Here is a 26,585-nt window from a genome sequence, read left to right on the forward strand (position 1 = left end):
GATGGCAACGATCGTGTTCTGGGTCGCGGCGGTCGTCGCGGTGCTCGCTGCCGCCGCAGTGTTCCGGGTGGACTCGATGGCGCGCGCGACGTACGCGCTGGCGGTGTCGTTCATCGCCGTCGGCGTCACCGTGCTGGTGCTGCACCTGGACTTCATCGGGGTCATCACGATCCTGATGATGGTGATGGAGATGGCCGTGATGGCGGTGTTCATGGTCTCCTATATGGGCATGAACCCGGCGCTGATGCCAATGGATATGACCCACAGCAAACGCCCCGCGGCAGTGATCGCGGCCGCCGTGTTCGTCGGCCTCGCCGCAGCCGCGCTCTTCATCCCGTGGCCAGCCCGTGCCGGGACCGCGGCGGCGGACACCACCCGTGCCCTTGGCGAGGCGATCATGAGCTCGAAAATGCTGGTGATGCTGACGATCAGCCCGATCCTGTTCGCCACGATCATCGCCGCCCTCGTCCTGGCGAACCCTCGTGGCCGGTACGACCGGCTCGGGGACGACCTCCAGAATGCCCCCGCTGACCCGGAGCCGGGAGGTGTCGGACGATGACGCTGCAACTCGTTCTGCTCGTCGTGGCTGCGCTGTTCGCCATCGGACTGTACGGCGCGATCTCGCAGCAGGTGGTGGTGATGGTGATGATGGGCATCGAGGTGATGATCAACGCCGTCATCCTCGCCGCCGCCGCGTTCTGGTGGTACCTCGCACCGACGGTCGATGGGCAGGTGCTGCTGCTGGTGATCATCGCGGCGATGACGATCGAGATGGCGATGGGCTTCGCGGTTGCGACGATCCTGCACCGTTCCCGGAACTCCGACATGACCGATTCTGCGACGGACCTCAGCCAGTGAGCGCCGCGCTGATCACCGCCATCATCCTGCCCGCCCTCGTCGGAGCCGCACTGGCGACAGCTGGACGCTTCGCCGAACGGATCGCCGTTCCCGTCAGCCTCTTCACGGCAGCGGTCATGGCGATCGCAGCGACCATTGCAGCCATCACGGGTGCCGAGGTGACCGGCGGGGTGCCTGCGATGCTTGGCGCCCCTGGCCCGGATCTCCGCGTCGACGCGCTGGCCGCTGTCGTCCTGCCGACCGTGGTATGGATCGGATTCCTCGTCCTCGTGTTCGCGACTGCGGACCGGACCCGACCGGCGGCGCGGTTCCACGGGCTGATGCTGCTCTTCCTCGCTGCCGTCGTCGTCACCGTGACCGCAACCGGCCTGCCATTGCTCCTCGCCGCATGGGAGGTGATGGGCGCCACCTCCTACGCGCTCATCGGATTCCGCTGGCAAGACCGGAACCGCGTCGCCGGTGGATTCACCGCGTTCACTGTCACCCGCGCCGGGGACCTCGGCCTGTACCTCGCCGCTGGCGCCGTCGTCGCCGGCGGCGGCTCCTGGTCGCTGACCGCACTGCAGTCGCTGCCAGGCCCCTGGGTGCACGTCGCTGCCGCAGGATTGCTCGCTGCCGGCTTCGGGAAGGCAGCGCAGCTGCCGTTCTCGTTCTGGATCTCCCGCGCCATGGAGGGCCCCAGCGCGGTGAGTGCGCTGCTGCACTCCGCAGCGATGGTCGCCATGGGCGGGTACCTGCTCCTCCGCGTCGAACCGCTCCTGAACGTGACCGGCTGGGCAGGTCCGACGGCGGCGTGGCTGGGCGTCACGACCGCGATCGTCCTCGGTGTCATCGCACTGTCGCAGCGGGACGTGAAGCAGGTCCTCGCCGCGTCGACGGCATCCCAGCTGGGGTTCGTCGTCCTCGCCGCTGGCGTCGGCTCGGTCAGCGGCGGCACCGCGCAGCTCGTCGCACACGCCGCCACGAAAGCGCTGCTGTTCCTCACCGCGGGCGCATGGCTGACGGCCACCGGGACGAAACAATTCACCGGTCTCCGCGGCGTCGCCGCCCGCTGGCCCGCGGTCGGCGTCCTCGCGACCGTCGGTGCGTTGTCGCTGGCCGGCCTGCCACCGTTGTCGCTCTGGTACGCCAAGGACGTCGTCCTCGCCGCAGCATTGGAGGAAGAACCCTGGTTGTATGCGGCGGGCCTGGCCGGAGCGGCACTTGCAGCGGCTTACTCCGCCCGGATCATCGCGCTGCTGTGGCGGCGTGCCGGCACACCGGAAGCGTCCTGGGACGACGAAGAGCGCGGCACCCGGCGGGTGCCACGCCTCGCGGTCGTCCCGATGGTGGTGCTTGCCGTTGCCGCAGCCGGACTTGCGCTTCTCGGCACACCGCTGTTGCATCCGATGCTCGCTCCGCTTTCCGGGACGTCGGTGTCGTGGCCGGAGCTCGCGGCGTCCGGGGCAATCGCGGTGGTCGTGGTCCTGTTGACTCTGTGGCGCACACCCACAGTCCGCAGTGGGATGCACTGGTTCGGGCTGGAGCGGGCAGCCGTTGCCGTCATCGCCACGCCGACACTGCGACTCGCCGCCGCGCTCGCGCGTCTGGACGACCGCTACGGCACGGCAGTCGATCGGTCGGGCCGTGCGCTCGAGCAGACCGCCCGAGCCGCGCGCGCTCTTGATCAGCGTGGCCCCGCCGCCGTGACGGGGTGGATCGGTTCCGCCGTCGCGGTCCTCGGTCGACTGGCTCGGCGACCGCAGACCGGCCAGGTGCACCACTACTACATCGGCGCGACCGTGACCGTCGCTGCCGCAGCTGTCCTGCTCTTGGTCGTGAGGTGATCGTGCTCAGTCTGATCGTGTTCCTTCCCGTTGTCGTCGCGGCGGTCCTCGCCCTGACGCGATCGATGTCCGGACGGGCAGCCGCGTGGGTGTGGCTGATGACGAGCATCGTGGAGCTCGTCCTCGGGGTCCTCGCGTCCATCCCCGGATCCACCGTGTCGGGACTGCGCTGGGAGGAGCGAATTGAGTGGATGCCGAGCGTCGGCACCAGCTACCACCTCGGTGTTGACGGTTTCTCGGCACCATTGCTGCTCCTGACCGACGTCGTGTTCCTCGCCTGCGCGCTCTGGGCGATGCGGGACACTGACCGGCCCCGCCCGCAGGCTGCACTCTTCCTGTCCCTCCAGACCACGTGTCTTGGGGTGTTCGCCGCGCAGGACCTGCTGGTCTTCTTCGTGTTCTTCGACCTGTCCATCGTCGGCATGTACTTCGTGATCGCCGGGTGGGGACACGGCGACCATCAGCGGTCCGCGTTGCGGTTCTTCCTCTACACGTTCCTCGGATCTCTGGCGCTGCTGCTCGGCTTCATTGGCCTTTACCTCGGCTCCGCACCGCACACGTTCGACATGGTCGAGCTCACCCGGAACGGCGTCACCGGCACACCCCTGGCCGCCGGCGCCGTTCTCGCCGCGCTCGTCGTGGGTTTCGCGGTCAAAACCCCCACGGTGCCGTTCCACTCCTGGCTGCCGCCGGCACATACCGACGCACCCGCCATTGGCTCTGTCGTCCTCGCGAGTGTCCTGTTGAAGATGGGCACGTACGGGTTCCTCCGCATCGCGATGCCGATGCTCCCGGACGCGTGGAGGTCCTGGTCCTGGGTGATTGTCATTGTCGGCATCGTGTCCGTGCTGTACGGAGCGCTCGTCGCGCTCGCGCAGACGAACGTGAAGCGGTTGATCGCGTACACATCGGTGAACCACATGGGCTACGTCGTGCTCGCCGTCGGCGCCGCGGGCATGACCGGGGCAACCTCTGCGCAGGCGCACCAGCTGGCGATCACCGGCGCGACCGTGCAGATGGTGTCGCACGGACTCATCACCGGGGCGCTGTTCCTCCTCGCGGGCGTCCTCCACGACCGGCGGGGCAGCTACGAGATCAGCGACTACAGCGGCCTCGCGAAGCCCGCCCCACGGTTCTCCGGACTCTTCGCCATTGCCGCGTTCGCGTCACTCGGGATCCCCGGCTTCAGTGGCTTCATCGCCGAGTTCCAGATCTTCGCCGGCAGCATCGGTGCAACAGCAATCGCCGCGATCGCGCTGCCAGGGATCCTCATCACCGCAGCCCTGTTCCTCCGCACCGTGCAGAAGCTGCTCACCGGACCCACGGAACACCTCGCCGACGGATTCACCGACGTCACCGCTCGGGAGACCGTGACGGTCGGGGCGCTCCTGCTGCTCTCCCTGGCGATTGGTGTGGTACCCGGACCGTTGCTGCAGCTCATCGCTCCCGCCGCCCGACAGCTCGCCGCACTGGTCGGAGGTCCCGCGTGAACATGAACTACGGCGCGCTCCTGCCGGAGATCATCATGATGGGCGGCGCGATCGTCGCGCTCCTCGGCGGCAGCTTCCTGCCCCGACGCAGGCAGGCGCTCGTGACCTGGTTCGCGATCGCCGTGGCGTGCGGCAGCGCCGCTACGGCCGCCGTGAGCACCCGACCACCGACCGTCTTCAGTGACAGCTACGCGCTCGACAACGCGACAACGACGATCAGGATCCTCGTACCGTTGGCGACCGCGGTCGTGATGCTCATCGGGCGACAGGAGTTCCGTGGCTCGGCTCGGGAGAGTGAGACCGCGTCGCTGCTGCTCCTCGCGGCACTCGGCACGGTCGTCCTCGCCGGCGCCAACGACCTGCTCATCGTCGCCACCGGGTTCCTCCTAGCGACCGTGCCGCTCTACGCGTTGATCGGACTGTCCCGATCCCCGGCCGCAGCCGAAGCGACCATAAAGACGTACCTGCTGGGCGCGATCTTCGGCGTCGTGATGGTCTTCGGCATCACCGTCCTCGTCGGTGTCGCCGGCGGCAGCACCTACCCTGAGCTCCAACAGGCGCTGCCACACGTGCCGGCGGCAGCGATCGCGCTCGGATTCATCGGGGTCCTCGCCGGCCTGCTATTCAAAGCCGGAGCGGTCCCGGGACATTTCTGGGTTCCGGATGCTGCCGAGGGCGCCGGTATCGGCATTGCCGCGTTCATCACCACCGTCCCGAAGCTCGGGGCGCTGATCGCACTGGCACGCGTCGTCGACGTCATACCCGGCACCGTGAACGCGCCGCTGCTGGTCGGTGTGCTCGCCGCCGCGAGCATGATCCTCGGCACCCTCGCGGCATTCTGGCAACGCAGCGCCCCGCGACTCCTCGGCTGGTCCACGGTTGGCCAGGTCGGGTTCCTGCTGATGCCCGTCGCCGTCATTGGCGCCGAACCGTCGGCGCGCGCCGCCCTGCTGATGTACCTGGTGTTCTACGCCGTGACCAACCTCGCCCTGTTCGCCGCGATAGCCGCGCTTCCGGGCCGCACGACAATCCCCTCCTGGCGCGGAGCGGCGCGGGAACATCCCGTCATCACCAGTGTCGTCCTCGTTGGCCTGCTGAGCCTTGTCGGGACACCGCCAACCGCCGTCTTCGTCGGCAAGCTCGCCGTGTTTACTGCTACTTGGCAGGGCGGGATGCCGTGGCTGGTGGTCATCGCCGCAGCCGTCTCGGTCGCGTCGCTGTTCTACGCACTCCGTTGGGTGTCAGTGGCCTTCCAAGCACCGACGGAACCTCGGCCTCACCCCGCCGCAGTTCAGCTGCAGGCGGTCACCGCCGTGACGCTCGGTGCGCTGGTCATCGTCGCCGTCGCCAGCAGTCCGCCCCTCTTGCAGTTGTGACACTCTTGGCCGCCAAGCTCCTCGTTGCTGCTTGCGGGATGTCGACCGTTGGCAGACTGAACCCTGCCTTCTTCGCGCGCGCCAACAGCGGGGCTTTGGATCGGTTTTGTGCCCAATGTCTTGCCGCGTTCAGCGTGCTCTTAGGCCACGCACTAATGGCTGCTATGGAGCTCCCTCGCGTTTCCCCTTCGATCGTTCAACGGGACGACCCGGGTGAACCGGTGGATGATCAGCCGCGGTATCGGCCACGCCGTCGTCCAAGGTCCCAATGACCGGGTCCTTCTGCAGGGGTTCGGATCGCGCCGCAAACCAGATGCACGTTCACTCCGAACTACCTGGGAAGCACACGCCATCACGGCACCCGTCGGAGGAGACCCCATCATGACCAGCACCGCAGCAACTGCCCGCACCGGGTACGGCCGCACCCTGACTCAGAAGGGCGCCCTCGTCTTCGGAGTCGTGTTCCTCATCGTCGGCATCGCCGGCTTCATCCCCGGACTCACGATGGACATGGGCTCGATGTCCGTCGCCGGCCACGGCTCGATGGCGATGCTCCTCGGCCTGTTCCAGGTGTCCGTCCTGCACAACATCGTGCACCTGCTCTTCGGCATCGTCGGCCTCATCGCCGCCCGCACCGCCGTCGCAGCTCGGCTGTATCTCCTGGTCGGCGGCATCGTCTACGCCGTCCTGTTCATCTACGGCCTGTTCACCGCCGGCATGATGGGCGGCGCGAACTTCGTCCCCCTCAACAGCGCCGACAACTGGCTGCACCTGATCCTCGCCGTCGCGATGATCGTCCTTGGCATCGTGCTGCCTCGAGCCGGTGCCACCCGACGCGCCTGATCGACGCATCAGCCGGTAATGGCCGCGTCCCCGCACTGGGGACGCGGCCATTGCCCGTTCCGGAGCCTCCATCAGTCCTCGGCCTGTGAGCCCGACGGGCTCGACGCTCGTCTGCTCTCCGGCGCATCCGGTGGTGCGCAGTCCGCTCCTTCGCCTACTATCTTCGTGTGCACGTAGATAAGCAGCCCTGCGGGCTTAGCCCGGAGTCGGAGTACGTCGAGCTGGCGGTCGAGGTGTTCGCGATGCTCGCGGACGCGACGCGGGTGAAGATCATCCTCGCGCTTCGCAGCGCGGAGGAGATGTCCGTGAACCACCTCGCGGACGTCGTGGACAAGAGCCCGGCCGGGGTGTCGCAGCACCTGGCGAAGCTCCGCTTGGCGCGCATCGTGTCGACGCGTCGTGAGGGCACGACGGTGTTCTACCGGCTGACCGATGAGCACGCGTCGGAGCTCGTCATCGACGCCGTGAAGCAAGCCGAGCACGCGATCGGTGCGGCCCCGCACCACCGTGTTGAGGCGGCAAGCGCGTGAGCAACCACACCCATCAGCACCATAGCTACGAGCACGAGCACGAGCACGAGCACGAGCACGAGCACGAGCACGAGCACGAGCACGAGCACGAGCACGAGCACGACCACGACCACGACCACGACCACGACCATAGTCATCCTCATGGTGGTGTGAAGGGGTTCCTCTACGACCTGTTCGTGCCGCACACACACGACGCTGCGGACTCGATCGATGACGCGATGGAGGCCAGTACCGCTGGTGTCCGCGCGCTGAAGATCAGTCTGTTCATCCTGCTCGGCACCACCGTGCTGCAGGCCGTGATCGTCGCGTTCACGGGATCGATCGCGTTGCTGGCCGACACGATCCATAACTTCGCGGACGCGCTGACCGCGGTGCCGCTGTGGATCGCGTTCGTCCTCGGGCGCCGCGTCGCCAACAAGCGCTACACCTACGGGTACGGGCGGGCGGAAGACTTGGCGGGCATGTTCATCGTGTTCGTCGTCGCGCTCTCCGCCGTCGTCGCAGGCTGGCAGGCCATCGACCGGTTCATCCACCCACGCCCAGTCGAGAACCCATGGCTGCTCGTCGCGGCCGGGGTGATCGGATTCGCCGGCAACGAGATCGTCGCGATCTACCGCATCCGAGTCGGTCAGAAGATCGGTTCCGCGGCGCTGGTCGCCGACGGCGTCCACGCTCGTCTCGACGGGTTCACCTCGCTCTCCGTCGTTCTCGGCGCGGTCGGTGTCCTCCTCGGCTTCCCGTTGGCGGATCCCATCATCGGCCTGCTGATCGCGATCTCGATCCTGATGCTGCTGTGGGGAACAGTGAAGTCCATCGGTGCTCGACTCATGGACGCCATCGACCCGGACCTCTACTCCCGCGCCGAGCACGCACTCGAGCACGCCGACGGAGTGCAGGCGGTGCGGGACCTCCGACTCCGCTGGATCGGACACCGCCTGACCGGCTCCGCGACCATCGAGGTCGACACCACCGACCTCAACGCGGCGTCGCACGTCGCGGAGCACGCGTCCGAGCACCTGCACGAAGCGATCGGGAACGTCGACGCGTTCACGATCACTCCGACGAGCCATCACCACTGAGCATCACGAAAGGAAGCAGCATGTCCGTCGTCAAGATCAACGCGATCACCGTCCCCGAGGGCAAGGGGGCGGACCTCGAAGCCCGCTTCGTCGGTCGGAACCACGACGTGGAACAGCAGCCCGGGTTCGAGAGTTTCCAACTGCTCCGCCCCGTGCACGGCGAGAGCCGCTACTTCGTTGTCTCCACCTGGGCAGACGAGGACGCCTACCAGGCGTGGCGGGCCGGGCAGGCCGGCGCGCACCACGGCGGCAGTAACCCGGTCGCCACCGGTGCCGAGCTGCTTGAGTTCGAGACCGTCGTCCTCTGACACGAGGTGCGCTCGGAGCACCCGGGAGAAGCGCGGCACTTCGCCTACTTCTCCCGGGGCCCGGCCGCCATCGACGCGAGCACGAGCTCCGGCGAAGTAGTAGATCGGCACTCGTCAGTGCAAAGGGCTAGCTGAATGTCCGCCGGTCGTGCCAAGATGGTCCTGCGTTCATAGTGCGCGCCCACAGCCGGTCCTCTGGATCGGCTTTTTTCATGCCTGACCGCTCCGCTACTCTGAGACCCGCTCGGCACGCGTCTGCCCGGAATCTCCCCGGTGTCGTATCCGCTCTGTACGCTGACGCTCAAGACAGCACGAGGCTGTCTCCGGCCGGCACTTTCGGGACCGGCTTTTTTCATGCCCTGATCTGACTCGGGCATCCGGGGGAAGCGCTCAACGCTCCTGCCCGCCGTCGCACCTTGTTGCGCGTCGGCACTCTCATGCCCCCACCCGAAGCCGGGTGGGTTCTGGCCGCATCTGGCCAACCCCGAAGGAGGCATCATGCCCATCGCCGACACGGTGGACATGCTGATGGCATCCGGTGGTACCGCTGCCCTGACTGGCGTCATCGCCGTCGTCGGTGGCGTGCTCAGTGTCGTCCTGTCTAAGCAGGTCGTCGCACTGATCCAGCACGTCATCGATGTCATCGACGACCGCACGCTGGCCAGGGATCCCGAGCGCGCTCGCATCGTCGCAGAACTACGTCGAGCACGCCGCGGAACAGAAGTAACCGCCGGTTCAAAAAGCCGTCCCTCATTCGGTCAGGAGAGCTCCGTTGGTGAGGAGCTTCGTTCGGTGTCGTCGTTTTCGCTCCACTCCGCGTCGTGATCTCGTTCTGGCAGGCAATCGACGTCGTTTCGGCAGCGATCAGCAGGTTGGCCCGTGACCGGCACGTTCGTCGCGACGCGTGCGCCGCACGAGGAGCACAGCGATGTATCCGCCGGCAAGGGCAGCGATGACTTGCAGCGCGCTGACCGCCCCGCCGAGGCCCTGCAGGAGTGCGCCGATGGGGTCCTTTTCATTGACGGGTGCTGCGGCGATGAGGACGAGTGCGACTGCCAGGAATGGTCCGCGAAGGCGGCACGCTGCGGGCCTGCCCCATCGCGGTGTGAGACGGATCGCCAACGCGATCAGTGCCAGGGTGCCGCTGACTGCAACAGCCCACAGACCAAGTGGCGTCCCCACTTGCCTGGCCCATATTCCCGCCGCGACAACCGCCAGCGCGATGGCAATCCAACGCCAGGCGCGACGCGGCCGCACTCTCCTGCGCTTGGCTTCCCAGGTTCGACAACTTGTCACAGCGATACCTCCGGGGGTATCCTAAAGGTGTTGAGCGAGAGGAACTTCCGATGAGCGTTGCTGTGGATGCCACCCAGAAGCCGGTCTTGAATCGTCTGCGCCGTGCGCGTGGGCAGTTGAACGCGGTGATCGACGCCATCGAGAACGGCGGCAAGTGCCGTGACGTGGTGATCCAGCTCGCAGCCGTGTCCAGTGCGCTTGATCGTGCCGGATTCCAGATCATCTCGACTGCGATGCAGAAGTGCGTCACTGATGAGCAGGACGAGTCCGACCCGATGACGGTGGCGGAGCTCGAGAAGCTCTTCATGACCCTCGCCTGACCATTCAGGCCGGTCGTTCATCGACCCCGCCTGGATTAGTACCTAATCCGCTCGCGGCCGCCTGCTGGTCGCGAGCCTCATCGGTGTGCCCCGCGGGGCCCGAGCAGAAGGAGTCGACCATGTGTCGTGCAGTGACGTGCAAGAAGTGCGGGAAGGCGTCGTGGGCCGGTTGCGGCCAGCACGTGGACCAGGTGATGCGAGGTGTTCCAAAGTCGCAGCGATGCCAGGGGCACCAGAACGAACCGTCTTCGGGCGGGTTCTTCTCCCGCCTGTTCGGGAAGGCCTGATCATGGCGATCCCGGAGGTGTCGGTCGATGACCTCGACGTCCTCGTGGACCGGACGGTCCTCGATGTGCGGGAGCCGGATGAGTACGCCACAGGGCATGTTCCTGGCGCGCGGAACGTGCCGTTGGCGAGTGTGTGGGAGCGCGCTGACGAGCTGCGCACGGCCGGGCCGGTGCACGTGATCTGTCAGAGCGGTCGGCGCAGCGCGCAAGCCACGGAAGTGCTGTGGGCAGCGGGTGTTGAGGCGGTCAACGTGGTCGGTGGGACGTCGGCGTGGGTTGCGGCGGGGAAGCCGGTCGAGCACTGATGGAGCACCGGCATCAGCTCCTGATTCACGCGTTCGCGGAGGAGCCGGGTGTCCTCACGGCTGCGTTGCGAGTCGCCCGGCGCGCAGTGCAAAGCCTCGGATCAGACACGAGCGTGCAGGTCATCGTGCAGGGCGGCGCGGTTCGCGGGCTGGTGACGGATAGTGCGCATCTGGATGATCTGCTGACCACGATCGCTGGGTCCGGTGTCGACGTGTTGGCGTGTGCGAACAGCATGGAGCGTGTCGGTGTCGCAGCTGAGGCGCTATTGCCTGATGTGGGGACGGTGCCGGCGGCGGTGACGTACTTGACGCAGCAGCAGTGGGCTGGCGCTGCGTACGTGCGGATCTGATGCTGATCGGTGTCGCCGCGTTCGGGCTCTTCGTGGGCGCGGTCCTCGGCCTGGTCGGTGCGGGTGGCGCGATCATCGCCGTCCCGGCGCTGGTGTACGTGATCGGGGTGCCGGTCACGGAAGCGATGTCCACGTCGCTGGTGATGGCGGCGAGCTCCTCCGTCGCAGCTGTCCTCCCGAGGCTGCGGCACGGTATCAAGTGGCGAATTGCTGCGACGGTCGGTGCTGTCGGGATCCCGGCAGCGTTTCTCGGTACCGCGGTGAACGCGGCGCTGCCGCAACACGTGGTGCTCCTCGCGTTCGCGGCGTTGATGATCGCCGCGGGCGTCCAGATGCTCCGGCCCCGCCCGACCGCATCGGGCGAGCTCCTCGCGAGGGGTCGGTGGGTGTGGCGGGGGCTCCTGGTCGGCGTCGGGGTCGGGTTCCTCACGGGACTGCTCGGTGTCGGCGGCGGCTTCATCATCGTGCCGGCGCTGGTGCTGCTGCTGAACCTGCCGATTGGTGCCGCAATCGGCACCTCCCTGGTGATCACGATCGTCAACTCCATCGGCGGCGTCGCCGCGCACGCCGGGTCAGGATTTGTGGACTGGCCCCTGACGATCGCGTTCGCCGTCCCCGCGTTCGCAGCTTCCCTGATCGCGGCACGCTTCGCTGCCCGCATCAGCGGTAAGGCCCTGCAACGGGTGTTCGCAGCTCTCGTCCTCGCGATCGCCGTCCTCACCGTCGTCCGCACCGTGCTGACATGGTGAGCATGGGCCGTCGCATCATCCCCGGAGCGGCCCTGCTCACGGCGGTCGGGTTGCCCGCGGGATGCGCTCCAAGCGATGAGCTTGCCGTGCAGTACGGCGCCGGCGCTGGCGCCGAGGCGTTGGGGCAGCATCAGGTGATGACCCGGATCCCTGTTCCGGAGCGGGGCGCACCGGTCATGTTCTCCGCCCCGGAGGTGGGTGAGGAACCATCGACGCGGCGGCGTTCCCGCCCGGCGGTTCGTGGCCCAGCACGACGTCCCGTACCCGAATGTCCTCGATGCACGGGACGCGCCGGTCCGGACCGCCTTGCAGCGCTCGATCACAGCGAACGCGACCCCCACCACGGTGATCCTGGACCAGGACGGGCGCGTTGCCGCACGCATCCTCGGCGCCGCGACCAGCACCCAGCCCATCACCGCGATCGCCGCCGCATCATGACCGCGTTCTGACACCGCCCGCCAGTAACGCACGCCGGACCATCAACGCCGGACCGCCAGTGCGGCGACCTTCATCAGATCAGGAGCGCACCATGTCCAACTCTTCCCGTCACGACAGCGACGTCGTCGGTGTCACCCGCGGATCCCTGATCACGCTCGCGGTTGGCGCCGCGGTCTTCGCGGCTTCAATTGCCGCTGCCGGCACCATCTGCTTCGCCTGCTTCAATCCGGCTTTCCCCAGCTGAGCGAAGCCGGGGCCGCTGCACAAAAGAGGGGCTGCAATCCGACGCAATCGGATTCCAGCCCCTCTCGTTTGCTCACCTCGTCTGGTCAGGCGGTGGGCTCGGACGCCGGCTGTGCTGGCTCGAGGGCGCGGACTTGCGCGATGAGGTCCTCGAGCGCCGGCGCGGGCAGTGCGCCGGCTTGCCGGAACACCAGTTGCCCATCACGGAACGCCATCAGTGTCGGGATCGCTGTGATCCCCGCCGCTGCAGCGAGATCCTGCTCAGCCTCCGTGTCGACCTTGCAGAAGGTTACGTCCGCGTGCGTCTGGGATGCCTGCTCGAAGATCGGCGCGAACATCTTGCAGGGCCCGCACCACGAGGCCCAGAAGTCGACCAGCACGATGCCGCCGCCCTCGATCACCGGCTGCAACGTCGCCGCGGTCACCGCCTGCACGCTCACGCTGCGACCTCCTCATCGTGGCCCGGGCAGCGCTGCGCCGCCGGGACGTCCCACAGGGCGTCCTCGACGTGCTGGCCGCAGCCACCCCACGTCTCTTTCCCGCACTCGTCGCAGGTCACTCGAAAGCACATCACGGCTCCTTTCCGCTCGCCAAGATACCCCTAGGGGTATCATCAGGCAAGACTCCCGCGTGCAGCCGGTCGTCGAGCGCCTTATCTCGACAGGGTGGACAACATGATACCCCTGGGGGTATCGTCTGATTGGTTCCGATCGAAAGGGGAAGTCATGCTGCTGGAACGCTTCTACGACGAGGACCTCGCGCAGGCGAGCTACCTCATCGGATGTCAGGCCACTGGAGAAGCGGTGGTCGTGGACCCGCGCCGCGAGGTGCAGGTCTACCTCGACACCGCCGCGAAGAACGGCATGCGGATCGTCGCGGTCACCGAGACCCACATCCACGCCGACTACCTCTCCGGCACCCGCGAGCTCGCCCACGTCACCGGCGCCGAGGCGTACGTGTCGGGGGAGGGCGGCGTCGACTGGCAGTACGGGTTCGATGCGACCCGACTGTTCGACGGCGACGTCATCCAGGTCGGTAACATCCGGCTCGCCGCTCGGCACACGCCCGGCCACACTCCCGAGCACCTGGTGTTTCTCGTCACCGACGGTGCACTCACCGATGACCCGGGCTACCTCCTCTCCGGCGACTTCGTCTTCGTCGGCGACCTCGGCCGACCGGACCTTCTCGACGAAGCAGCAGGCGGTAAGGACACCCGCTTCCAGGGGGCGCAGGACCTCTTCGACAGCCTCAAGAACGTGTTGCTGGCGCTACCGGACCACGTGCAGATCCACCCCGCGCACGGCGCTGGGAGCGCCTGCGGGAAGGCGCTCGGGGCGATTGCGTCAACCACTGTCGGCTACGAACGCCTCTACACGTGGTGGGGTCCCTACCTTGCCGCCGACGACCGCGACGGGTTCGTCCGGGAACTCCTCGACGGCCAGCCCGACGCGCACGCCTACTTCGCCCGCATGAAGCGCGAGAACCGCGACGGCCCCGCTGTCCTCGGCCCGCTCCCGAACCTCGAAGCCGTCACCGCGCAGGATGCTGCCGCCCGTGCCGCCGATGGCGACGCGGTCCTGGTTGACACGCGTGCCGCTGCGGATGTTCGGGCCGGCACCGTGCCCGGCGCTCTCGCGATCCCCGCAACCGGCAAGACGGCCGCCTGGGGTGCATGGGCGATCGACCCCGAACGCGAGCAGCGGCCACTCCTGCTGCTCGTGGAGGACCACGAGCAGGCTGAGCACGTGCGGGACCACCTGATCCGCGTCGGCATCGACACCACCGCCGGCTACTTCACCTCCCTCGACGGCATCGAGACAGCACCATCCGAGACGATTGCACCGGACCAGATCGCGGACCTCGACGAACCGTTCCTCCTCGATGTGCGGGAGATGAGCGAGTACCACGCCGGCCACATCCCCGGCGCCACGCGCATCGGCGCGGGCCGTGTGCTTTGGGAAACCAGCCGGCTCCCGAGGGACCGCACGATCGTCAGCTACTGCCAGAGCGGCGCCCGCAACATCGTCGCCGCGCAGGCGCTGCGCCGTGCAGGATTCCCGGTCATCGAGGTCGATGGCAGCTACCTCGGCTACGCCCGCATGCAACAGCACGCCAACGCCGGAGCGGAACGGTAGGCGCACCCGACATTCAGCATCCGGTACCAGGCAGCCCCTCAGCTCTGACCCGCAACGGCGTCAGGGCTGAGGGGTTCTGTCGTGTGCGGAGCGCTTCGTCGCCGGTCTGCCGTCGAGGCGTGGTTGCTGCCGTACGGTGTCGAATCGTGTGCCGGCGCGCAGCACGACAGACTGGACGGTGGTGCGCCGAGGGCTGGTTAGCCCTGCAACTGACTGGGTGCGCCGGAACGGAGGTGCTGTGATCCTGGCTGCTGGCATTCCGAGCCCACCCGTTAACGGGTTCGCGATCGGACCGTTCGAGGTGCACTACTACGCACTGTGCATCCTCGTGGGCGTCGTCATCGCCTCCTGGGTCACCACAGCCCGACTCCGAGCCGTCGGCATCAACGGCGGCACCGTGATCGACATCGCGATCTGGGCCGTCCCGATCGCGCTCGTCGGCGGGCGGCTTTACCACGTGTTCACCCACCCCGGGGACTACTTCTTCCCCGGCGCGAACCTGTGGAACGTGATCGCGATCTGGGAGGGCGGACTTGCGATTTACGGCAGCATCCTCGCCGGCGTCCTCGGCGTCTGGATCGGCTGCCGCCGCACGAACACCCCGTTCGTTGCCCTCGTCGACGCGCTCGCGCCAGGGATGCTCTTCGCGCAAGCGTTCGGCCGTCTCGGCAACTACTTCAACCAGGAACTCTTCGGCGACCGCACCACCCTGCCCTGGGGACTGCAGATCCACACCAGCAGCCCAGCGTTCCCCGCAGGACTACCCGCCGACACCCTGTTCCAGCCACTCTTCCTCTACGAGCTGCTCTGGGACGCAGCCGGCGGTGCGCTGATTCTGCTGCTTGGCAAGCGCCTTCGACTGCCGCGGGGTGTTCCGATCGGGCTGTACTTCCTCTGGTACGGCGCCGGGCGCGCGTACCTCGAGACTCAGCGCCTCGACCCCACCGAGTTGGTCCTTGCGGGCATGAAGTTCAACACCATTGCCGCGATCACGTCCGCACTCGTCGGACTCGTCATCGTTCTCCTCGCCGTTCGGCGATCGCGACGACTGAATGACGGTTCTGGCCTGCTCATCGATGCAGCAGGCAAGAGCGCCAAGCCGCAGCCCGCGGACCACTCTCTGCGATGAGAGGGCCGCGCCCCGAGTAGCCAACTCGCGCGGAAGCATCATCGCCGGACGGTTCGCAGCCGGTTCGGGTCCTAGCCTGACTAGCTCTGGCTGAGGTCAACGGGCCCCGCTGACGGTGAGGATTGGCACTGTGGTGTGATCGGAACCGCACGGACGCCCAGGGGTAGGGAGGGACGCTGGTCCGATGTTCCTGCAGGTCGGTTTCGAATCAGACACGGATGCGCTCGCGTGGCTGCGCGACGGCTTCGAACCAGAGACGCCCATGGCAGCCCCTGGTTCGCACCAGCCGGACGATCACGCGTGACGCTGGCGCGCCGGGATTGAGCTGGAGGATCAGTCCGTCCAGACCGATGTTGCTCCGGCGTGGCCGATGATGATGACCTCGATCATCGAGACGACCCCAACGACGATCAGCAGCACCGGCCCGATGATGTTGATCGCGCGGACGGCGCCACGACCGGCGATGCGGTCGGTGCCGTACCGGTGCCACGCCCACCAGAGCACCAGAAACGCAAACACGGCGACCGACCACGGGAGCATCCCGTCAGCGAGTTCCGTGTGTCGTTCTAGGAGCGCAGTCTCCTTCTCCCGGTGCTCCAACCACTCACCTGACTGCGTCGCCAACGGCACGGACGCCAGCGCGACCAGGCCGATGATGGGCGCTCCGACAGCGAGCCAACGGCGCGCCCGCGGCCACACAGCGACGATGATTGCGGTGAGTGCTGCGACGGGAACCGCGACGGAGGTGAGGTGGACGAAGAGGGGATGCAGCGGGATCCCGCCGAACTGCCAGTCCATGGTGGCCTTTCACGGTCATCGGACGTGCCGAACGTCACGTCGGCAACTGTGCTTACTCAACCGGACGCCTCGCGGAACGGCCATACCCCCGCCGGTGTGACGTGAAATGGCTTCGTACGAGTTCTCACGTGAACGGCCCAGTCCGGGCCTGGTTCGCTGGTGGTCATGAGCCCTTCCGAGCCGCATGTCGGCGAAGCACACGTCGGGGATCTGTCGTCCCGTCTCAACTGGTTGCGCGCCGGTGTCCTCGGCGCGAATGACGGGATCGTATCGACTGCGTCGATCGTGGTCGGCGTTGCTGGCGCGTCGACGTCCGGCGCCGCGATCGCAACGGCTGGTGTTGCTGCCCTGGTTGGTGGTGCGATCTCGATGGCGCTCGGCGAGTACGTGTCGGTCAGTAGCCAGAGCGACAGCCAACGTGCGCTTATCGAGAAGGAACGCACCGAGCTGCGTGACGACCCGGAAACGGAACTCGAGGAACTCACGCAGCTCTGGCAGCAGCGCGGCTTGCAGCGTTCGACCGCCGCGCAGGTGGCTGCCGAACTCACCGAACGCGACCCGTTGGCAGCGCACCTGTCTACGGAACTCGGCATCGACGAGGACGCGGTCGTCAGTCCATGGCATGCCGCGTTCGCATCCGCAGGGGCGTTCGCGGTCGGTGCGATCCTGCCGCTGCTGGCGATCCTGCTACCGCCGGAGAGCATCCGGGTGCCGGTCACGTTCATCGTGGTCCTGATCGCACTCGCCCTCACCGGCGCGACCGGCGCGAAGATCGGCGGCGGCTCCATCCCCCGCGCCACAATCCGTGTCCTCATCGGCGGCGCACTCGCCCTCGCAGCGACCTTCATCATCGGCTCGCTCCTTGGCACCTCAGGAGCCGTCTAACACTGATCGTGCATCGAGGCACCACACTCCCACGCGACAGCCGCCGTGGAGGGCTCACGTCGACCTGATGATGAACCCGAATCATCGTGAGGTCGACGCCAGCTGCTCAGTCGAATAAGCGCAGTCGCCGTCGCCGTCGGATCCGGCACGGTGCCACGGCGGAGCTCCAGGTATGTCGAGGGCAGCGGCCATCACGCCGACGGCGGCGGCATGAGTGAGCGCCGCGATTCGCGCGTCGCGTTCGCGCTGCTGTGCACTCGACCCTGTCGCGCTGGGGAGCACCTGCCAGCCGGGTGGTAGCTGCCTTGAGACAGCGGCGGCAGCGGTGTCGACATCACGATCGACGCAGGTGAGCGGGACGGCGTTCTCCTGCGAGTCGCCGATCCGGGCGACCATGACGACCACCTGCACACTCATCACAGCAGTGTCACACGTTGCCAATCACGGGTGGTGGTGTCGGACGGTGAGCACGATGTTGCCGAACCGGCCCGGACGTTGGAACGCGCGTTGTGCGTCGGCGATCTGGTCGAGCGGGAACGTTTCGGCGACCAGCGGTCGGAGTCCGTCATGCTCGATTGCTGAGATGACCTGGGGAAACACATCGTCGGCCCAGGACGTTGTGCCGACGAGGCGGATGTCTCGAAGGTAGAGGCGGCGCAGGTCCAGCTCGACGATCGGCCCCGCGATCGCTCCGGATGTGACATAGGTGCCGCCGGAGACGAGCGCTTCGAGCACCGAACTGAATCCGGGACCAGCGACGTTGTCGATGACGACGTCGACGCGCAGGTCCCCGAGCGCTTCGATGAGGTCGGCGTCCCGATCGATGACGTCGGTGACGCCGAGATCACGCAGCGGTGCATGCTTCGATGCACTGGCGACAGCCACCACGTCAGCGCCACGACGAAGCGCAAGCTGGACCGCGGCTGACCCCACACCGCCCGCAGCGCCCGTGACGAGGACCCTGCTGCCCCGTCCGATGCCGGTGCGTTCGACCATGTTCTCCGCCGTGCCCGAAGAACACGGGATCGATGCCAGCTCCACGTCTGTCCAATTGGAATCAACGGGGAACGTTTCGGCGGCGGGTACGACCGTGTACTCCGCGAACGCACCGTCGCGGTCCGACCCAAACCACAGCGGTACCCCATTCCGGCGTTGGGTCAGCATGCACGAGCGCACGAGAACGCGGCGCCCCTGCAAGGTCGGCGCCACACCAGCGCCGACGGCTACGACAGTGCCGCAGCCATCGGCGCCTTGGATCAGTGGGAAGACCGTCGCTCCGTTGTACCCACCTGGCTGCTTCGCGCTGATCGGATGCGCATCCGCGGTGCCGCTGCGGACATCACGGCTGTACCAACCGAGCCGCGTATTGATGTCCGTGTTGTTCACTCCCGCTGCGCTGACACGGATCAGCACTTCCTCCGACCCGACAGGAGGAACCGGGACCTGCGTGACCTGCACCATCTCGGGACCACCAATACCGGTCGTCACGACGGCACGCATTGTCTGCAGCTCCGTCATGCTCCACTCCGTACCGGATGTAGTTGCGGATACCCATCGATCAGAGCCTGCGGAGCTGCGGCCGGTGGGGCGCTCTCTGTGGGCGGAGTCGAATCGTCGTAGCGGAGGAACACGACGATCCGATCGTTCGCTTGCCCGACGAAGAGCCCAACGGCACCGTCCTCCCACCCGGACAGATTCGTTGCCCCGGTGCTCTGCAACGCATCCGTCGCCCTCCCGGTGAGCGCTGGAATAGACCCCTTCGGGGCGCTGGGCCGGTCAGCACCCGCGGGCAGGCGAACGAGCGCGGACACGAATCGGCCGTTCCGAGACGCCGATGACCGTAGCCGTTCCGTACCCTGCGGCAGAGTGATACCAGTTCGGGCTTCCACCGTGCTCAGCGGAGTCGCCGTGCACAGCCCGATGCGTAGGCAGTCTCCAAGGGGTCCCGGGTGCGCTGCCCGAGCGACGATCACCCATCCACCGCCGGTGAGCACCGCGACGAGGAGTGCGGACAATGCGGCGAACGCCACCATCAGCTGCACCACTGCGGCGGTCCGGGCCGTAGCCTCACGTCCCACCACGTGTTGAACTGGGGGGAGCTGCTGCACCCGTTCGAGCTCTCGGGCAGCAGCACGAGTGAGGTCAGGCAGAGGCGTGCGTGTTTCTTGGAGTGCGGCGCCTGGCGGGAGCGGTTCGACGGCCAGTGACGAGTCGCGGTGGAACCCACGCATGACAACGGCCCGCGCGGTCGCCTCCATGACGGTCGGCGCCTCGATGGCAACGACGCGTCCTGACTGGCTGACTCGAAACACGGGCATCCCACAACCCTCGCCGTTCCGCCGGAGCTGTGCGGCGACTGATACAGAAACGAAACACAGACACTGAGCTCGCTTTCTCGGCATCGCGACACCTGACGGCGAAGAAGATACGTACGCGCCGCCGCTCGCTGGTGCATACTGGTGGAGTCTTCGGACCCGGCAGTGGGGCTTGCCGAACCCAACCTCGACACTCGTCGACAACAGTCCCTATCTCAGCTGGTCGCGCTTGTGCGCGCCTGAGGTAGGGAGACGACATGGGACAAGCAGCATCGGACGGCCCGGTCGTCCTCGGCGTGCAGGCTGGTCAGGTACGCGACGTCGTCACGGTCGCAGCGCAGATCGCGGAACGCTTCTCTGTTCCTCTCGTATGCGTGACCGTCGACCCGGCGCTCCTGTCAGCCGGGAACCGAGCGGACGGGTCCGAGATCATCGAACCGATCGATCCAGACTCGGCGGACGCCAGGCCGACGGATCTTCCTGACGCGGATCGGGCAGTCATCGACCAGATCGCCGCTGTCCATTCAGCCGAAGTCACGGTGCTGACGAAGGTCGGCGATCCCGGGCGCGCACTGGCCGCGGTCGCCGAAGAGCACGACGCGTTGATGATCGTGGTCGGTACCCAGACCGGTCGGCGGCGGATCACGGAGTTCTTCAACGGGTTGGTCGCGGCGCGGCTTGCGCATCAGCAGCACCGTCCCGTTCTCGTGGTCCCCGTGGACCCGGTGGGGTTCGATGACCCGCTTCCGTGGGATGCGTCGTGAGTGGCGCACTGGTGCTCCTTCGGCACGGTGAGAGCACCACGAACCAGGCCGGGACCTTCACCGGCCTGGTCGACGTACCGCTCACCTCCCGCGGCGAGGAGCAGGCCCGACAAGCCGGCCGGCTTCTCGCCGCGCACCACGTGATCCCGGACCTGATCCTCACGTCGACGTTGCAGCGGGCCGTGCACACAGCGGACCTCGTCAGTGACGTCCTCGGCCGGGATATCCCGACTACCGCGGTGTGGGAGTTGAACGAGCGGAACTTCGGCGCGCTCACCGGGATGACCAAGGCGGCATCCCTCGCTGCGCTTGGGGACGCCGAGTACCTGCGGCTGCGCCGTTCCCGAGACGGCCGACCAGCACCGATGCCACTCCGGCAATGGCTCACCCTTCGGCGGAGCCCAGCCCTGCGGGGCCTTGGCCGGGCGGCGGTCCGGCGAACGCAATCATTCGCCGACGTCATCACCCGCATCCGCCCAGTGCTGCGCGACCGGCTCCTACCCGCGGTGGCGGCGGGGCGGACGGTGTTGGTCGTCGCGCACGGGAACTCGCTGCGGGCGCTCTGCGCCTGCATAGATGACCTGTCGGATGCGGAGCTGGCGGAGCTGAACCTGCCCACCGGGCAGCCCTTGCTGTACCGGCCGAACGGCGCCGGTTCGTTGCAGCCGCGGGGCGGGAAGTACCTCGACCCTGCATCACACCACGCCGCGGCGCTCGTCGCGGCAGAAGGCGGAACATGACCACCCGAACGGACACCCCGATGCCCGATGATCTGCTCCCACCCGACCCCGACGTCGATGTCTCCGACCCGCGACCGGTCACGCGGCCCGTGCACCTGCGCTGGCGCTACCTCGGCCTCGTCGCCGTTGGCGGTGCCGTCGGCACCGCGCTCCGCGACGTCATCAGCAGCCTCCTGCCAGCGGATGGTGGGGTGAGCTGGTCGATCTTCTGGATCAACATCGCCGGCGCGCTGCTGCTCGGTCTGCTCCTGGAAGCGCTCGCGCACCGCGGACCCGACCAGGGCCGCCGCCGCATCCTGCGGCTCCTCCTCGGCACAGGGGCCCTCGGCGGGTTCACCACCTACAGCACCCTCGCCGAGTCCACCTCCGCGCTGTTCTTTAACGGGCATGGCCTTGCGGGCACTGGGTACGCACTTCTGACCATCCTGTCCGGTGCGATCGCGACCGCCTGCGGGCTCGTCGTCGCGTCCTGGATCCGCCCCCGGGAGGTGCGCGCATGAGTCCGCTCTTGGTCCTCGCCGTCGCGTTCGGTGGTGGTGCCGGTGCCGCCGGCCGGTTCCTTCTCGACGGGCTCATCAACACGGGTCGGCAGTTCCGGCTCCCGGTCGGGACGTTGACGATCAACATCACCGGGTCGCTGCTGCTCGGCATCATCGTCGGCGCCGTCACCCACCTCGGTGCGGTGCCGGTTGCGGTCCTTGGCACCGGGGTGATGGGCGGGTACACCACGTTCAGCACCGCCAGCTTCGAAACCGTTCGCCTCGCCCGCAGCGGCCGGATCAACGCCGCCGCCCTCAACGGTCTCGGGATGCTCGTCGTCTCCGTCGCCGCAGCGATCGCCGGAATTCTCCTCGGCGGTGCCCTATGACCACACCAACTCCCGAATCGGAGGCCCTGATGCACTTCGGCGTCACGATCGAGATTCCCCGCGGCAGCGGCAACAAGTACGAAGTCGACCAGACCACCGGTCGCATCCGGTTGGACCGGGCCGTGTTCACCAGCATGGTGTTCCCGCAGGACTACGGCTCGATCGACGACACCCTCGGCGCGGACGGCGATCCACTGGACGCGCTCGTGCTCCTGCCCCGTCCCACGTTCCCCGGCGTCGTCATCGACGTCCGTCCGGTCGGGATGCTGCGCATGGTCGACGAGAACGGCGACGACAAGATCCTCACCGTCCCCAACGGCGACAACCGGTTCGACCACGTGCAGGACGTTGTCGACGTTCCCGAGCACACCCGGGCCGAGATCGAGCACTTCTTCTCCCACTACAAGGAGATCGAGCACGGCAAGCACGTCACCACCAACGGGTGGGCCGACCGTGCCGCCGCGGAAGCAGTCATCCGCACCGCGCAAGAAGCGCACACCCGGCACCCCTGACCGCGGCGCCTCACAGACCGCCGCGGGGAGGCAACTGGCGCCCAGTGATCGCCAGGAGGTCGTCCCTCCGCCTCCCCGCGGCCCAGCCCACACCAGCACTACTCGACGCACGACCCGAACGAAGGAGCGTCACCATGAACGACTACATCAGCGGCACCCACCACCACGGCACACCGCAGGGTGAGTACGTCACCCACCACAACCACCCGGTCGGTATCGAGTCGGTGCATGGCAGCCGCATCCTCGACTCCCGCGGCTACCCAACCGTCCGCGTGTCCCTCGAGCTCGAAGACGGCCGCACCGTCACCGGCGACGCCCCCGCCGGAGCATCCACCGGCGCGCACGAAGCCCGTGAACTCCGCGACGGCGGCACCGCGTTCGGCGGCCGCGACGTCACCCAAGCACTGCACATGATCGACACTGAGATCGCGGGGCTCCTCACCGGCCGATCCTGGATCGCGATCGGGCAGATCGACGCGGCCCTCGCGGAGCTCGACGGCACGAGCGTGTGCGCCCAAAAAGGCCGATCGATAGCGGGTCGGCTTTTCTCATGTCCACTCCAAGCCGTACACTGGAGCTGCCTCGGGTGAAGTGCGTCTCTTCCCCGGATGGCGACCAACCGCGATACGTTCGCCAACACGCAGCAGAACTGAGTAAACAGCCGGACCCCCAGGGCCCGGCTTTTTTCATGCCCAGAAGACGCCACGCACCCTGCGTCGTGCAACCACCACCGCTGAATGACGAAGCTGCGACCCATCCGGCCAGAGGCATAAAGCGCACGACCCTGTCGACACGCACCGACACCACGAACCCCCGCGCAACCCGCGCGGGTCTGGCCGGGCTCGGCCAACCCCTCAAGGAGGACAGCCATGCTCACGACGGACACCGTCATCGAGATGGCGGCGAACTCCGGCGCCAACGCACCCACGCTGATCGCATGCGTCCTGTTCGTCTGGACCGTATCCAGCCACAAGCGCACCAAGCGGGTCGTGAAGATCCTCAACGCAATCGCGCGGGTCTTCAACCGCCGGAAGTAAAAATTGCGCCTGCCGAGTCTGCGGGGAGAGCTCTGTCCTAAAGACGTACCACAAACCTCCGATTCCGCTACAACAGAAAGAAGTCGCCGTGAGGCATCCGTCGCAGCGGCGTGTCTTGTAGCGAAACTCAGTCCCAGAATCTACGCCCCGGTACTACCCACGCCAGTCGAGTTTCGCTACGTTCTTCCCATGGGTCACCTCCTCGGGTACGCGCGCGTGTCCACCACCGACCAGGACGCGTCGCTGCAGATTGACGCGCTCAACGCCGCCGGCTGCTACCGCGTGTTCGTCGACACCATGTCCGGCTCGCTCCAACACCGACCCGAGCTCGACAAACTCCTCGACCAGCTCCGCCCCGGCGACACCCTCGTCGTCTGGCGACTCGACCGGCTTGGTCGATCCATCCGACACCTCATCGACCAGCTGCAGGGCCTCGCCGAGCGCGGGATCGGATTCCGGTCTTTGCAGGAGACCATCGACACCACCTCACCCGGTGGCCGCCTCGTGTTCCACGTCTTCGCCGCGCTGGCGGAGTTCGAACGGGACCTCATCAAGGAACGCACCAACGCCGGCCTCGCCGCCGCCCGTGCCCGCGGCCGCACCGGCGGCCGGCCGTCCCGCCTCTCGGCGGACCAGGTGCGTACGGCGCGCCGGCTCTACGAGCAGCAGGACATGACCGTCGCGCAGATCGGTGATGTCCTCGGCGTCAGCCGCACCACCATCTACCGGACCATCGCCCGCCACCCCGAACCGGTCGCTGCCAGGCGGCCGAAGCCCTCACCGACGATGTAGCCAGTCATGGACGCGAGCGAGCGGTGGCGGATCCTTCGACTGCACGTCGACGACGCCATCCCGCTCGCCGCCCTCGCCCGCACCACGGGCATCGCCGAGCGCACCCTGCAACGCTGGCTCGCCCGCTACCGAACCGGCGGATACCCGGCTCTCGCTGACGGCACCCGTACCGATCACGGCGGCCGACGGACGGCACCGGAACTCGTCCGCCTGGTCGAGGGTCTCGCGCTCACCAGGCCGCGCCCGTCGATCGCCACGATTCACCGTCAGGTCAGCGTCCACTGCGCCGAACGGAGACAGCCGGCACCGTCGTACTCCGTCGTGCGGTCGATCGTGAACGGGCTCGACCCCGGGATGGTGACGCTCGCGCTCGAGGGGCCGGCGTCGTACCGGGACAAGCACGAGCTACTGCTCCGACGTCGCGCTGACCGTCCGAACGCGATCTGGCAGGCGGACCACACGATGCTGGACTTGCTCATCGTTGGGCCGGATGGCAAGCCCGCACGGCCGTGGTTGACGGTGGTCCTCGACGACTACTCCCGCGCGGTCTGCGGGTACATGGTGTTCCTCGGCGCCCCATCAGCGGCGAACACAGCGCTCGCGCTCCGGCAAGCGATCTGGCACAAGCCGGAGCCGGACTGGCCCGTCTGTGGGATCCCAGACGTGCTCTACACGGACCACGGGTCGGACTTCACCAGCCACCGAATCGGCGACACAGCCGCCATGCTGCGCCTTCGCATCATCCACTCCCAGGTCGCTCGCCCTCAGGGCCGCGGGAAGATCGAGCGGTTCTTCGGCACCATCAACACCGAGCTGCTCCCAACGCTCCCCGGCCACCTCGCGCCCAGATCCTCCGCGCCGACGCCAGCGCTGGATCTCGCCGGCGTCGACAGTGCCATCAACACGTTCATCCGCCGCTACAACGCCCGCACCCACCGCGAGCTCCGGAAGAGCCCACTGGAAGCGTGGATCGCACACGGGTGGCTGCCACGACTGCCGGACTCCCTCGAGCAGCTCGACGGGTTCCTGCTCACCGTCCCAACCACGCGCGTCGTGCAACGAGACGGCATCCACTTCGAAGGGCTCCGCTACACCGCAACCACCCTCGCACCCTTCGTGGGCAGCACCGTCAGCGTCCGGTACGACCCCCGCGACGTCACCGAGATCCGCGTCTTCCACCGCGACGCGTTCCTCTGCACCGCCATCAGCACCCAGCACCAGACCGAGACGATCAGCCTCAAACAGATCCAAGCCGCCCGGAACGCGCAACGCAGAGCGCTGCGCGGGCAGATCCGCGAACGCATCGCGATCGTCCGCCCCACACCCGATGATCACACCCCACCAGCACCCGCACCGGATCAACCGCGACTGAAGACCTACGAGGAGGACCGGTCATGACGAACCAGTTCATCATCACGAAGGAACACCGCCGGTTCACGGAGTTCGCCGACGCCGTCCGGAAGCAGAACACCATCGGCGTCTGCTTCGGCCCCGCTGGCGTCGGTAAGACCCTTTCCGCACGCCGCTACGCCCACTGGGACAGCATCGGCCCGTTCATCGCCAGATGGGCCGCACGCAGTGAAGACGACACCAAGATCTACGCCGCCGCACACCGTGCCCGCACCGTCTTCTACACGCCCGAGGTCTCCGCCACGATGCGCGCCCTGCAGGACGACCTCCGGCACGACATGCTCCGCACCGAACACTGCATCGAGGAACACCTCATCCTCCACGGCCGCCACTTCGACCACGCACACGGCCCCAACCCGTCGCTGCTCGAGCTGATCATCATCGACGAGTCCGAACGCCTCACCGGCAACGCCGTCGAGTGGCTCCGTGACCAGTACGACCGCACCGGCATCGCGATGATCCTCATCGGCATGCCCGGCATCGAGAAGCAGTTCAGCCACTACCCGCAGCTCTACAGCCGCCTCGGATTCGCCCACCAGTACCGTCCGCTCGGCCACGACGAGCTGCTCTTCGTTCTCGAACGTCAATGGCGCAAGCTCGGCAAGACGCTCGACCCCGACGACTTCACCGACGCCCAAGCCATCGCCGCCGTCGAACGCATCACCCGCGGCAACTTCCGACTCCTCGAACGCCTACTCCCACAGATCCAACGCGTCCTGAAGATCAACGAGCTCGACGTCATCACCAACGACGTCGTCGAAGCCGCCCGCAGCACCCTCGTCATCGGCACCACCTAACCCGACACCGACCGCAGCGAAAACGACGACACAGAGCGAAGCTGCTCACACTCAGATGACTGGGCTGCTCACACACCCTGGCGTTCCGTCGGAACGGACGGTTGT

The 26,585-nt window shown here is 67.3% G+C and carries 35 protein-coding genes; 30 read left to right on the top strand and 5 right to left on the bottom strand.

The features are described 5' to 3' along the window. Position 1: 1 nt before the first annotated feature. The 17 genes from ACXKZB_RS04080 (at position 2) to ACXKZB_RS04160 (ending at position 12,299) form a co-directional block, all read left to right on the top strand. The gene (locus ACXKZB_RS04080; RefSeq protein WP_255252558.1) at positions 2–559 is read left to right on the top strand and encodes an NADH-quinone oxidoreductase subunit J; all 558 of its coding nucleotides are present in this window, start codon (positions 2–4) and stop codon (positions 557–559) included. Next, positions 556–858, top strand: coding sequence for an NADH-quinone oxidoreductase subunit NuoK (gene nuoK, locus ACXKZB_RS04085; protein WP_092091742.1), 303 nt, complete (start codon positions 556–558; stop codon positions 856–858). Before ACXKZB_RS04080 ends, nuoK begins: the two co-directional genes overlap by 4 nt. Continuing rightward, positions 855–2,684 (top strand): proton-conducting transporter transmembrane domain-containing protein, encoded by a 1,830-nt coding sequence (locus ACXKZB_RS04090; RefSeq protein ID WP_175350999.1) that lies wholly within the window; start codon positions 855–857, stop codon positions 2,682–2,684. The genes nuoK and ACXKZB_RS04090 overlap by 4 nt, the downstream gene beginning before the upstream one ends. Positions 2,685–2,701: 17 nt before the next feature. Continuing rightward, a complete protein-coding gene (locus tag ACXKZB_RS04095; protein ID WP_338085233.1) occupies positions 2,702–4,174 on the top strand; it encodes a complex I subunit 4 family protein in 1,473 nt (490 codons plus the stop codon). Between the two features lie 2 nt (positions 4,175–4,176). After that, positions 4,177–5,550: an NADH-quinone oxidoreductase subunit N gene (locus ACXKZB_RS04100; protein WP_175351006.1), complete on the top strand. Its 1,374-nt coding sequence runs from the start codon at positions 4,177–4,179 to the stop codon at positions 5,548–5,550. A gap of 381 nt (positions 5,551–5,931) precedes the next feature. Continuing rightward, positions 5,932–6,393 (top strand): DUF4383 domain-containing protein, encoded by a 462-nt coding sequence (locus tag ACXKZB_RS04105; RefSeq protein ID WP_071403812.1) that lies wholly within the window; start codon positions 5,932–5,934, stop codon positions 6,391–6,393. A gap of 167 nt (positions 6,394–6,560) precedes the next feature. Then, on the top strand, positions 6,561–6,923 hold the full coding sequence (locus tag ACXKZB_RS04110) for an ArsR/SmtB family transcription factor (protein WP_271207321.1): 363 nt from the start codon (positions 6,561–6,563) through the stop codon (positions 6,921–6,923). Positions 6,924–7,141: 218 nt separating this feature from the next. Further along, positions 7,142–8,002 carry a cation diffusion facilitator family transporter gene (locus tag ACXKZB_RS04115; RefSeq protein ID WP_217508548.1) on the top strand — a complete coding sequence of 287 codons (861 nt, stop codon included), beginning with the start codon at positions 7,142–7,144 and terminating at the stop codon, positions 8,000–8,002. A gap of 20 nt (positions 8,003–8,022) precedes the next feature. Continuing rightward, entirely contained in the window at positions 8,023–8,310 is a 288-nt protein-coding gene (locus ACXKZB_RS04120) for an antibiotic biosynthesis monooxygenase family protein (RefSeq protein ID WP_111057361.1), read from the top strand. A gap of 498 nt (positions 8,311–8,808) precedes the next feature. Next, a complete protein-coding gene (locus ACXKZB_RS04125; RefSeq protein WP_175351002.1) occupies positions 8,809–9,135 on the top strand; it encodes a hypothetical protein in 327 nt (108 codons plus the stop codon). Between the two features lie 521 nt (positions 9,136–9,656). Then, positions 9,657–9,926 carry a metal-sensitive transcriptional regulator gene (locus ACXKZB_RS04130; RefSeq protein ID WP_111057359.1) on the top strand — a complete coding sequence of 90 codons (270 nt, stop codon included), beginning with the start codon at positions 9,657–9,659 and terminating at the stop codon, positions 9,924–9,926. 119 nt (positions 9,927–10,045) lie between these two features. Then, entirely contained in the window at positions 10,046–10,213 is a 168-nt protein-coding gene (locus ACXKZB_RS04135; RefSeq protein ID WP_111057358.1) for a DUF8730 family Cys-rich protein, read from the top strand. Between the two features lie 2 nt (positions 10,214–10,215). Next, entirely contained in the window at positions 10,216–10,518 is a 303-nt protein-coding gene (locus tag ACXKZB_RS04140; RefSeq protein ID WP_175351003.1) for a rhodanese-like domain-containing protein, read from the top strand. Between the two features lie 113 nt (positions 10,519–10,631). Further along, positions 10,632–10,868: a DsrE family protein gene (locus ACXKZB_RS04145; RefSeq protein ID WP_333781364.1), complete on the top strand. Its 237-nt coding sequence runs from the start codon at positions 10,632–10,634 to the stop codon at positions 10,866–10,868. Next, entirely contained in the window at positions 10,868–11,617 is a 750-nt protein-coding gene (locus tag ACXKZB_RS04150; RefSeq protein ID WP_111057356.1) for a sulfite exporter TauE/SafE family protein, read from the top strand. The genes ACXKZB_RS04145 and ACXKZB_RS04150 overlap by 1 nt, the downstream gene beginning before the upstream one ends. 240 nt (positions 11,618–11,857) lie before the next feature. Beyond that, positions 11,858–12,055 carry a TlpA family protein disulfide reductase gene (locus tag ACXKZB_RS04155; RefSeq protein WP_111057355.1) on the top strand — a complete coding sequence of 66 codons (198 nt, stop codon included), beginning with the start codon at positions 11,858–11,860 and terminating at the stop codon, positions 12,053–12,055. 91 nt (positions 12,056–12,146) lie between these two features. Continuing rightward, complete coding sequence (locus ACXKZB_RS04160) at positions 12,147–12,299, top strand: hypothetical protein (protein ID WP_181440154.1); 153 nt, start codon at positions 12,147–12,149, stop codon at positions 12,297–12,299. An 85-nt stretch (positions 12,300–12,384) separates the two neighbouring features. On the opposite strand, the gene trxA is transcribed toward ACXKZB_RS04160, so the two are convergent. Both trxA and ACXKZB_RS04170 read right to left on the bottom strand, forming a co-directional pair. Then, positions 12,385–12,738 (bottom strand): thioredoxin, encoded by a 354-nt coding sequence (gene trxA, locus ACXKZB_RS04165; protein ID WP_111057354.1) that lies wholly within the window; start codon positions 12,736–12,738, stop codon positions 12,385–12,387. Further along, positions 12,735–12,869 carry a hypothetical protein gene (locus ACXKZB_RS04170; protein WP_488824800.1) on the bottom strand — a complete coding sequence of 45 codons (135 nt, stop codon included), beginning with the start codon at positions 12,867–12,869 and terminating at the stop codon, positions 12,735–12,737. Before ACXKZB_RS04170 ends, trxA begins: the two co-directional genes overlap by 4 nt. Before the next feature lie 154 nt (positions 12,870–13,023). On the opposite strand from ACXKZB_RS04170, the gene ACXKZB_RS04175 reads away from it, so the two are divergent. Continuing rightward, positions 13,024–14,433 carry an MBL fold metallo-hydrolase gene (locus tag ACXKZB_RS04175; RefSeq protein ID WP_111057353.1) on the top strand — a complete coding sequence of 470 codons (1,410 nt, stop codon included), beginning with the start codon at positions 13,024–13,026 and terminating at the stop codon, positions 14,431–14,433. A 238-nt stretch (positions 14,434–14,671) separates the two neighbouring features. After that, complete coding sequence (gene lgt / locus ACXKZB_RS04180; RefSeq protein WP_258373646.1) at positions 14,672–15,562, top strand: prolipoprotein diacylglyceryl transferase; 891 nt, start codon at positions 14,672–14,674, stop codon at positions 15,560–15,562. 333 nt (positions 15,563–15,895) lie between these two features. Here the strand turns inward: lgt and ACXKZB_RS04185 are convergent, their stop codons facing one another. Next, positions 15,896–16,360 (bottom strand): DUF2231 domain-containing protein, encoded by a 465-nt coding sequence (locus ACXKZB_RS04185; RefSeq protein WP_111057352.1) that lies wholly within the window; start codon positions 16,358–16,360, stop codon positions 15,896–15,898. A 165-nt stretch (positions 16,361–16,525) separates the two neighbouring features. Between ACXKZB_RS04185 and ACXKZB_RS04190 the strand changes: the two genes are divergently transcribed. Continuing rightward, the gene (locus ACXKZB_RS04190; protein ID WP_111057378.1) at positions 16,526–17,245 is read left to right on the top strand and encodes a VIT1/CCC1 transporter family protein; all 720 of its coding nucleotides are present in this window, start codon (positions 16,526–16,528) and stop codon (positions 17,243–17,245) included. Positions 17,246–17,326: 81 nt separating this feature from the next. Here ACXKZB_RS04190 and ACXKZB_RS04195 read toward each other — a convergent pair whose 3' ends face one another. Continuing rightward, positions 17,327–17,662: a hypothetical protein gene (locus ACXKZB_RS04195; protein ID WP_146247942.1), complete on the bottom strand. Its 336-nt coding sequence runs from the start codon at positions 17,660–17,662 to the stop codon at positions 17,327–17,329. A gap of 24 nt (positions 17,663–17,686) precedes the next feature. Next, positions 17,687–18,763 (bottom strand): zinc-binding dehydrogenase, encoded by a 1,077-nt coding sequence (locus tag ACXKZB_RS04200; protein WP_488824801.1) that lies wholly within the window; start codon positions 18,761–18,763, stop codon positions 17,687–17,689. 1,054 nt (positions 18,764–19,817) lie between these two features. Between ACXKZB_RS04200 and ACXKZB_RS04205 the strand changes: the two genes are divergently transcribed. The 10 genes from ACXKZB_RS04205 to ACXKZB_RS04250 all read left to right on the top strand — a co-directional run bounded on the left by ACXKZB_RS04205 (position 19,818) and on the right by ACXKZB_RS04250 (position 26,480). Continuing rightward, on the top strand, positions 19,818–20,324 hold the full coding sequence (locus tag ACXKZB_RS04205) for a universal stress protein (RefSeq protein WP_488824802.1): 507 nt from the start codon (positions 19,818–19,820) through the stop codon (positions 20,322–20,324). Beyond that, positions 20,321–21,064: a 2,3-bisphosphoglycerate-dependent phosphoglycerate mutase gene (locus tag ACXKZB_RS04210; protein ID WP_488824803.1), complete on the top strand. Its 744-nt coding sequence runs from the start codon at positions 20,321–20,323 to the stop codon at positions 21,062–21,064. Before ACXKZB_RS04205 ends, ACXKZB_RS04210 begins: the two co-directional genes overlap by 4 nt. Further along, the gene (locus tag ACXKZB_RS04215) at positions 21,061–21,564 is read left to right on the top strand and encodes a CrcB family protein (protein ID WP_182516995.1); all 504 of its coding nucleotides are present in this window, start codon (positions 21,061–21,063) and stop codon (positions 21,562–21,564) included. The genes ACXKZB_RS04210 and ACXKZB_RS04215 overlap by 4 nt, the downstream gene beginning before the upstream one ends. Continuing rightward, complete coding sequence (locus tag ACXKZB_RS04220) at positions 21,561–21,932, top strand: fluoride efflux transporter FluC (protein ID WP_111057348.1); 372 nt, start codon at positions 21,561–21,563, stop codon at positions 21,930–21,932. The genes ACXKZB_RS04215 and ACXKZB_RS04220 overlap by 4 nt, the downstream gene beginning before the upstream one ends. Positions 21,933–21,961: 29 nt before the next feature. Next, entirely contained in the window at positions 21,962–22,444 is a 483-nt protein-coding gene (locus tag ACXKZB_RS04225; RefSeq protein ID WP_111057347.1) for an inorganic diphosphatase, read from the top strand. A 134-nt stretch (positions 22,445–22,578) separates the two neighbouring features. Further along, a complete protein-coding gene (locus tag ACXKZB_RS04230; protein ID WP_246328678.1) occupies positions 22,579–23,034 on the top strand; it encodes a hypothetical protein in 456 nt (151 codons plus the stop codon). A 279-nt stretch (positions 23,035–23,313) separates the two neighbouring features. After that, a complete protein-coding gene (locus ACXKZB_RS04235; protein WP_488824804.1) occupies positions 23,314–23,481 on the top strand; it encodes a hypothetical protein in 168 nt (55 codons plus the stop codon). A gap of 189 nt (positions 23,482–23,670) precedes the next feature. Further along, positions 23,671–24,273, top strand: coding sequence for a recombinase family protein (locus ACXKZB_RS04240; RefSeq protein ID WP_488824805.1), 603 nt, complete (start codon positions 23,671–23,673; stop codon positions 24,271–24,273). 6 nt (positions 24,274–24,279) lie between these two features. After that, positions 24,280–25,671 (top strand): transposase, encoded by a 1,392-nt coding sequence (locus tag ACXKZB_RS04245; protein WP_488824806.1) that lies wholly within the window; start codon positions 24,280–24,282, stop codon positions 25,669–25,671. Further along, positions 25,668–26,480 (top strand): AAA family ATPase, encoded by an 813-nt coding sequence (locus tag ACXKZB_RS04250; protein WP_488824807.1) that lies wholly within the window; start codon positions 25,668–25,670, stop codon positions 26,478–26,480. The genes ACXKZB_RS04245 and ACXKZB_RS04250 overlap by 4 nt, the downstream gene beginning before the upstream one ends. Positions 26,481–26,585 lie beyond the last annotated feature (105 nt).

The organism is Curtobacterium sp. ABR8 (assembly GCF_057812125.1).

Excerpts from the sequence above, each read along its gene's own strand:
- ACXKZB_RS04080 (WP_255252558.1), top strand. The coding sequence starts at position 2 with ATGGCAACGATCGTGTTCTGGGTCGCGGCGGTCGTCGCGGTGCTCGCT.
- nuoK (WP_092091742.1), top strand. The coding sequence starts at position 556 with ATGACGCTGCAACTCGTTCTGCTCGTCGTGGCTGCGCTGTTCGCCATC.
- ACXKZB_RS04100 (WP_175351006.1), top strand. The coding sequence starts at position 4,177 with ATGAACTACGGCGCGCTCCTGCCGGAGATCATCATGATGGGCGGCGCG.
- ACXKZB_RS04105 (WP_071403812.1), top strand. The coding sequence starts at position 5,932 with ATGACCAGCACCGCAGCAACTGCCCGCACCGGGTACGGCCGCACCCTG.
- ACXKZB_RS04115 (WP_217508548.1), top strand. The coding sequence starts at position 7,142 with ATGGAGGCCAGTACCGCTGGTGTCCGCGCGCTGAAGATCAGTCTGTTC.
- ACXKZB_RS04120 (WP_111057361.1), top strand. The coding sequence starts at position 8,023 with ATGTCCGTCGTCAAGATCAACGCGATCACCGTCCCCGAGGGCAAGGGG.
- ACXKZB_RS04125 (WP_175351002.1), top strand. The coding sequence starts at position 8,809 with ATGCCCATCGCCGACACGGTGGACATGCTGATGGCATCCGGTGGTACC.
- ACXKZB_RS04130 (WP_111057359.1), top strand. The coding sequence starts at position 9,657 with ATGAGCGTTGCTGTGGATGCCACCCAGAAGCCGGTCTTGAATCGTCTG.
- ACXKZB_RS04135 (WP_111057358.1), top strand. The coding sequence starts at position 10,046 with ATGTGTCGTGCAGTGACGTGCAAGAAGTGCGGGAAGGCGTCGTGGGCC.
- ACXKZB_RS04140 (WP_175351003.1), top strand. The coding sequence starts at position 10,216 with ATGGCGATCCCGGAGGTGTCGGTCGATGACCTCGACGTCCTCGTGGAC.
- ACXKZB_RS04150 (WP_111057356.1), top strand. The coding sequence starts at position 10,868 with ATGCTGATCGGTGTCGCCGCGTTCGGGCTCTTCGTGGGCGCGGTCCTC.
- ACXKZB_RS04160 (WP_181440154.1), top strand. The coding sequence starts at position 12,147 with ATGTCCAACTCTTCCCGTCACGACAGCGACGTCGTCGGTGTCACCCGC.
- ACXKZB_RS04170 (WP_488824800.1), bottom strand. The coding sequence starts at position 12,869 with ATGTGCTTTCGAGTGACCTGCGACGAGTGCGGGAAAGAGACGTGGGGT.
- ACXKZB_RS04175 (WP_111057353.1), top strand. The coding sequence starts at position 13,024 with ATGCTGCTGGAACGCTTCTACGACGAGGACCTCGCGCAGGCGAGCTAC.
- ACXKZB_RS04185 (WP_111057352.1), bottom strand. The coding sequence starts at position 16,360 with ATGGACTGGCAGTTCGGCGGGATCCCGCTGCATCCCCTCTTCGTCCAC.
- ACXKZB_RS04190 (WP_111057378.1), top strand. The coding sequence starts at position 16,526 with ATGAGCCCTTCCGAGCCGCATGTCGGCGAAGCACACGTCGGGGATCTG.
- ACXKZB_RS04195 (WP_146247942.1), bottom strand. The coding sequence starts at position 17,662 with ATGAGTGTGCAGGTGGTCGTCATGGTCGCCCGGATCGGCGACTCGCAG.
- ACXKZB_RS04200 (WP_488824801.1), bottom strand. The coding sequence starts at position 18,763 with ATGACGGAGCTGCAGACAATGCGTGCCGTCGTGACGACCGGTATTGGT.
- ACXKZB_RS04205 (WP_488824802.1), top strand. The coding sequence starts at position 19,818 with ATGGGACAAGCAGCATCGGACGGCCCGGTCGTCCTCGGCGTGCAGGCT.
- ACXKZB_RS04215 (WP_182516995.1), top strand. The coding sequence starts at position 21,061 with ATGACCACCCGAACGGACACCCCGATGCCCGATGATCTGCTCCCACCC.
- ACXKZB_RS04220 (WP_111057348.1), top strand. The coding sequence starts at position 21,561 with ATGAGTCCGCTCTTGGTCCTCGCCGTCGCGTTCGGTGGTGGTGCCGGT.
- ACXKZB_RS04225 (WP_111057347.1), top strand. The coding sequence starts at position 21,962 with ATGCACTTCGGCGTCACGATCGAGATTCCCCGCGGCAGCGGCAACAAG.
- ACXKZB_RS04230 (WP_246328678.1), top strand. The coding sequence starts at position 22,579 with ATGAACGACTACATCAGCGGCACCCACCACCACGGCACACCGCAGGGT.
- ACXKZB_RS04235 (WP_488824804.1), top strand. The coding sequence starts at position 23,314 with ATGCTCACGACGGACACCGTCATCGAGATGGCGGCGAACTCCGGCGCC.
- ACXKZB_RS04240 (WP_488824805.1), top strand. The coding sequence starts at position 23,671 with ATGGGTCACCTCCTCGGGTACGCGCGCGTGTCCACCACCGACCAGGAC.
- ACXKZB_RS04245 (WP_488824806.1), top strand. The coding sequence starts at position 24,280 with ATGGACGCGAGCGAGCGGTGGCGGATCCTTCGACTGCACGTCGACGAC.
- ACXKZB_RS04250 (WP_488824807.1), top strand. The coding sequence starts at position 25,668 with ATGACGAACCAGTTCATCATCACGAAGGAACACCGCCGGTTCACGGAG.